Source organism: Micromonospora echinofusca, from assembly GCF_017614955.1.
In the GTDB taxonomy this organism is placed as follows: Bacteria; Actinomycetota; Actinomycetes; order Mycobacteriales; family Micromonosporaceae; genus Micromonospora; species Micromonospora echinofusca_A.
In genome coordinates, this window is record NZ_WVUH01000404.1 from 1 (window position 1) to 5851 (window position 5851).

Consider the following 5851-nt stretch of genomic DNA (forward strand, 5'->3'; position numbering starts at 1 on the left):
CTCCGCCCCTGCTCGGCCCCCTGCTGACCGGGTTGCGGCAGGCCCGGGGCTGGAGCCAGCTCCGGCTCGCCGCCGAGCTCTGCGCCGCGTCCGGGGTGCCCACGGTGACCCGGCACGAGGTCTCCCGGTGGGAACGGCAGCGCCGGGCCCCGGGGGATTTCTGGCTCGGCTGGCTCGCGGCGGTGCTCGGCGTCCCGGTGGCGCGCCTGGCCGACGCCCGGGCCGGCACGCGCCCGGGTCCGGCGGTACCACCGCCGCAGGACAGCCGGCCGGACGGGCCACCACCGGACGGTTGTCGGGACGGGTCACCACCGGACAGCCGGCGGGACGGGCCACCACCCGGTGGTCGGCCCGGTGCCGCCCGCCGGCCGCCGGCCCCGCCGCACCGTCCGCTCCCCATCGGGTACGCCGCCCGCGCGACCGCCCGACGTCGGGGCCGGCCGGGTCCACGACCGCGCCGGCTCCGCCGGCCGCTGCGGTGGTCATAATCGGTTCGTGCCTGTGCCGGGACCCGACGGACCGCTGCGCATCGCGGTCGCCCAGCCGCCCTGCGTGCCGTACGACCTCGCGGCGAACGCCGCGACGCACGCGGCGACGGCCCGCGCCGCCGCTGCCCGGGTGGTGGTCTTCCCCGAGCTCTCCCTCACCGGGTACGAGTTGGACGCCCCGACGGTCGACCCGGACGATCCCCGGCTGGCGCCCCTCGTGGCCGCCTGCGCCGAAACCGGCTCGGTGGCGCTGGTCGGCGCCCCGGTGGCCGGTACGGCGGGCCGGGTACACATCGCCACGCTGGCCGTCACCGGCGCGGGCGGCAGCGTCGCCTACCGCAAACAGTGGTTGGGCAGCAGCGAGGCGGTCCGGTTCAGTCCGGGTGACCGGCCGGCCGTGCTCGACGTGGACGGCTGGCGGCTCGGGCTGGCCATCTGCCGGGACACCGGGATCGCGCAGCACGTCGCCGACACCGTCGCGCTCGGCATCGACGTCTACGTCGCCGGCACCCTGATGTTCCCCGAGGAGGCGGAGATCCAGGACGACCGCGCCCGGCGCACCGCCACCGGCCACCGGATCCGGGTCGCCGTGGCGAGTTTCGCCGGGCCGACCGGCGACGGGTACACCCGCAGCGCCGGCCGGTCGGGCATCTGGGCGCCGGACGGCACCCTGCTCGCCCAGGCCGGTCCGGCCACCGGCGAGGTCGTCAGCGCCGTCCTCGACCGGCGGGTGGCGGCCGGGTGACCGGCGGTGACCTCCCGACACCGGCCCCGGCCTGCCGGGCAGGGTCTACCCGGTGGCTCAGCACCGACCCGCTAGCGTCATAGCGGTGACCCAAGCTGCTCCCGTCTCCCCGGTCGACCGTGCCGGGCTGCGACACCGTGTCGACACCGCGCTGACCGATTTCCTGGCCGCCCGACGCCGTTGGCTGGCCGACGTGGACGACGCCCTGACGCCGGTCGCCGAGGCGGTGGAGGCGTTCGTGCTGCGCGGCGGCAAGCGGCTGCGTCCCGCGTTCGGGTACTGGGGTTACCGGGGGGCCGGGGGTGCCGACTCGGACCGGGTGGTGGCCGCCCTGGCCGCGCTGGAACTGGTACAGGCCAGCGCGTTGATCCACGACGACCTGATGGACCGGTCGGAGACCCGGCGGGGTGAGCCGGCGGTGCACCGGCGCTTCGCCGAGCAGCACCGGGACGCCGGCTGGTACGGCAGCGCGCAGGGCTTCGGCGACGCCGCCGCGGTGCTCCTCGGCGACCTCTGCCTGGTCTGGTCGGACGAGCTGCTGCACTCCGCCGGCCTGGATCCGGTCACGGTGGCCCGGGCCCGGCCGGTCTTCGACGAGATGCGGGCCGAGGTGACCGTCGGCCAGTACCTGGACGTGGTGACCCAGGCCAGCGGGCACACCTCGGTCGCGCAGGCCAGCAAGGTGGCCCGCTACAAGTCGGCCAAGTACACCGTCGAACGGCCGCTCCTGCTCGGTGCGGCCCTGGCCGGGGCGGCCGGGGACGTACGCGCCGCGTACTCGGCGTACGGGCTGCCGCTGGGCGAGGCGTTCCAGCTCCGCGACGACGTCCTGGGCGTCTTCGGCGACCCGGGGCAGACCGGCAAGCCGGCCGGCGACGACCTGCGGGAGGGCAAGCGGACCTACCTGGTGGCGGCGGCCCTGGAGGCGGCCGACGCCCCGGGGCGGGAACTGCTCGACCGGCACCTCGGTGACCCGGATCTCGATCCGGCCGGGGTCGACCGGCTCCGCGAGCTGATCGTGGCCACCGGGGCGCTGGAGCGGACCGAGGCCCGGATCACCGCGCTCACCGGGACCGCCCTGGCCGCCCTGACCGGGGTGGAGCTGGTCACCGAGGCCCGGCAGGCGCTGGTCGACCTGGCGGTCGCCGCCACCCGCCGCCGAGACTGAGCCACCACCCGCGCTCCGGCTCCGGCTGCCCGGGCGGGCGGCACGCCGTGGGCGGCGCGGCGCGGATCAGAAGCCGAGCGCCTGGGCCCGTCGCTTGACCTCGCGGGCCCGGTCGCCGCCGAGCGCCTCGGCCGGGGTACCGGGCAGCGTGTCGTCCGGTTCGTAGAGCCAGCGCAGCGCCGCGTCGTCGTCGTAGCCCGCGTCCCGGAGCAGGGTGAGGACACCGGGCAGGTGCTTCTGCACGTTCCGGTTGGCGACCAGCTCGGCGGGGACACGGCGGACGCCGTCCCGGCGGACCGCGAGCAGTTCGCCCTCCCGGATCATCTGGTGCACCTTGCTGATCGACACGTCGAGCCGCTCGGCGACGTCGGGCAGGGTCAGCCAGCCGGCCGGGTCGGCGGGTCCGGGCAGGTCCGGGGTGGTGCGCTCCGGGCTGGCGCCAGCCGGCCCGGCGGGTACGGATTCGGTCACCCGATCACCCTGCCACGCCGTCCGGCGGCGGCTGACGGCACCCCGGGTGTGGCATCCTGTTCTGCCGCCCCCGCCCGGACACATAGACTGCCTGCCGATGGACACACAGGTTGCCGACACGTTGCTGGGCTCGCTGGTCGACGGGCGCTACCGCATCCGCGCGCGGGTCGCCCGGGGCGGAATGGCGACCGTGTACACGGCCACCGACGAGCGCCTCGAACGGACCGTCGCAGTCAAGATCATCCATCCGTCGCAGGCCCCGGACGTCCGGGCCCGGGTGGGGAACTTCCTCGGCCGGTTCACCGAGGAAGCCAAGACCATCGCCCGGCTGACCCACCCCAACGTGGTCGCCGTCTACGACCAGGGCACCCACGACGGCCTGCCCTACCTGGTCATGGAGTACGTCCGGGGCCGGACGTTGCGGGAGGTGCTCACCGAGCGCGGCCGGCTCAACCCGGACGAGGCGCTGGCCATCACCGAGCAGATGCTCGCGGCGATCGCCGCGGCGCACCGCGCCGGTCTGGTGCACCGTGACGTCAAGCCGGAGAACGTGCTGGTCGCCGAGGCGCCGACCGGCGGCATGACCAACCTGGTCGACAGCGTGGTCAAGGTCGCCGACTTCGGGCTGGCCCAGGCGGTCGAGGCGAGCGCGGAGGCCGACGAGGGCAACCAGCTGCTGGCGACCGTGGCCTACGTCGCCCCGGAACTGGTCACCGACGGGCACGCCGACCCGCGTACCGATGTCTACTCCTCCGGCATCGTGCTGTTCGAGATGCTCGTCGGGCGGGTGCCGTACGACGGTGACCGGCCGATCGACGTCGCGTGGCAGCACGTCGACCACGACGTGCCGGTGCCGTCGACCCTGGTGCCGGGGTTACCGGCCGCCCTGGACGAGCTGGTGGCCCGGGCCACCCGCCGGGATCCCGGTGGCCGCCCCACCGACGCCGGTGCCCTGCTCGCCGAGGTACAGGTGGTCCGGGAGGATCTCGGCAACACCAGTGCCAGCAGCACCACCCTGCTGCCGAAGGTGACCGCCCCGGTGGCCGAGCCGACGATGGTCGTCGCCGCGGTACGGCCCGCCGAGCGTCCGGCCTGGGCCCGGTTGCCGGAACAGAAGGACCGTACCCAGCCCCGGCGGCGCCGCGCCCCGGAACAGCCCGGCTTCGGTGCCCGGTTGGCCGAGCTGCGTACCCGACTGCTCAGCGACCGGCGTGGTCGCAACGCGGTCGCGGCGGCCGTGGTGGTGCTCGGGCTCCTGGTCGCGGTCGGCGGCTGGTGGTTCGGGATGGGCCGGTACACGGTGGCCCCGGAGCTGGTCAGCCTCACCAAGGCGCAGGCCGAGGCACAGGCCGCCAAGGCCGGCCTCACCCTGGTCTACGCCGATCCGCAGTACGACGAGAAGGCGGCCAAGGACACCGTCCTGCGCCAGGATCCCAAGTCGACCGCCCGGATCGTCAAGGGCGGCACGATCACCCTCACCCTCTCGCTCGGTCCGGAGGTGATCGCCGTCCCGGACGTGCTGGGGCAGACCTTCGAACTGGCCGAGGCGGCCCTGCTCGACGCGAAACTCGTGGTGGCCAAGGGCACGGCGCGCTACGACGACAACCTGCCGGCCGGCACGGTGCTGGACGTCCAGCCGAAGGTCGGCACGGAGGTGAAGGCCGGCTCGAAGGTGACGGTCATCCTGAGCCGGGGACGGGCGCCGATCACCGTGCCGAACCTGGTCGGCAAGAACATCAACGAGGCGCGGGCGGCGTTGCAGAAGCTCGGGCTGGTGGCGGTGGAGACGTACCAGGACTCCGACAAGCCGAAGGACCAGGTGCTCGGCCAGAGCCCGGCGGTCGGTTCCGGGGCGGTGAAGGGTACGGAGGTCAAGCTGGAGATCAGCAAGGGACCGCCGGCGGTCGTCGTGCCCCGGGTGGTCGACCTGCCCTGCCAGCAGGCGAAGCAGCAGCTGGAAGGGCTGGGTTTCCCGGTGAACGTCCAGCTCAACCCCGGCGCCACCGTACGCTTCCAGAACCCGGGCGAGAACTCGTCGGTTCCCCCGGGCACCCAGGTGACCATCACATGTTTCTGACCTGTCGGGGGGCACGATGACCGAGACTGGCCAGCGTCCGGTCGGCTCGCACACCCCCACCTCCGGTGGGCTGGCCCGGGCCGCCCTGCCGTACGTGGACGCGGCCGGCTCCGAGGTGGTGCAGGTCTACGTCTCCAACTCCCGGGGCTGGGCGCTGCCCCCGGGCGACCCCGCCCAGGACATCCTGTTCCGGGACGGCTGCGCCGAGCGGGGCGTACCGGTCTTCATCCACGCCTCGCTCCTGGTCAACCTGGGTTCGCCCACCCCGGCCACGGTCGAACGGTCGACGGAGACGCTGGCCCACGCGCTGCAACGGGGTACCGCGATCGGCGCGCGCGGGGTGGTCTTCCACGCGGGCAGCGCGGTCGACGCCGGGCACGCCGAGGCGGCCATGCGGCAGGTACGCGAGAGCCTGCTCCCGCTGCTCGACGCGGCGGCGGCCAGCGGCGGGCCGAAACTGCTGGTGGAGCCGAGTGCGGGTGGCGGGCGGTCGCTGGCCTCCCGGGTCGAGCAGCTCGGCCCCTACCTGGACGCGGTGGACCGGCATCCGTGGCTCCAGGTGTGCTTCGACACCTGCCACGCCTGGGCCGCCGGGCACGACCTGGCGGCGGCCGGCGGCATGTCGGCCACGCTGGACGCCCTCCTGGCCACGGTGGGTACGGACCGGCTCGCTCTGGTACACGCCAACGACTCGAAGGACCTCTGCGGCTCGACCCGGGACCGGCACGAGTCGATCGGCAAGGGCAACATCGGTGAGCCGGCGTTCGCCGAGCTGATGACCCACCCGGTGACGGCCGGCGTACCGGTGGTGGTGGAGACGCCGACCGAGAAGCACGTCGGTCACGCCGAGGACATCGCCATCCTCCGCCGGCTCCGCCCCTGACCACCGGGGCCCCCGGGCC

At 74.7% G+C, this 5851-nt stretch carries 6 protein-coding genes; 5 read left to right on the forward strand and 1 reads right to left on the reverse strand.

The annotated features are described in order from the left end of the window. The 3 genes from GSF22_RS29545 to GSF22_RS29555 all read left to right on the forward strand — a co-directional run. On the forward strand, positions 1–488 hold a 488-nt coding region (locus GSF22_RS29545; RefSeq protein WP_208817197.1), incomplete at its 5' end, for a helix-turn-helix domain-containing protein. A 7-nt stretch (positions 489–495) separates the two neighbouring features. Further along, entirely contained in the window at positions 496–1233 is a 738-nt protein-coding gene (locus GSF22_RS29550; protein ID WP_307804439.1) for a carbon-nitrogen hydrolase family protein, read from the forward strand. An 85-nt stretch (positions 1234–1318) separates the two neighbouring features. Then, positions 1319–2401, forward strand: a complete 1083-nt coding sequence (locus tag GSF22_RS29555; RefSeq protein ID WP_208817198.1) for a polyprenyl synthetase family protein — start codon at positions 1319–1321, stop codon at positions 2399–2401. Between the two features lie 66 nt (positions 2402–2467). Here the strand turns inward: GSF22_RS29555 and GSF22_RS29560 are convergent, their stop codons facing one another. Continuing rightward, positions 2468–2872, reverse strand: coding sequence for an Rv2175c family DNA-binding protein (locus GSF22_RS29560; RefSeq protein WP_439957818.1), 405 nt, complete (start codon positions 2870–2872; stop codon positions 2468–2470). A gap of 97 nt (positions 2873–2969) precedes the next feature. Here GSF22_RS29560 and pknB point away from each other — a divergent pair, with 97 nt between their 5' ends. Together pknB and GSF22_RS29570 are read left to right on the forward strand one after the other, a co-directional pair. Further along, the gene (pknB, locus tag GSF22_RS29565) at positions 2970–4949 is read left to right on the forward strand and encodes a Stk1 family PASTA domain-containing Ser/Thr kinase (RefSeq protein WP_208817200.1); all 1980 of its coding nucleotides are present in this window, start codon (positions 2970–2972) and stop codon (positions 4947–4949) included. Positions 4950–4965: 16 nt separating this feature from the next. Next, entirely contained in the window at positions 4966–5832 is an 867-nt protein-coding gene (locus GSF22_RS29570; RefSeq protein ID WP_208817201.1) for a deoxyribonuclease IV, read from the forward strand. Positions 5833–5851 lie beyond the last annotated feature (19 nt).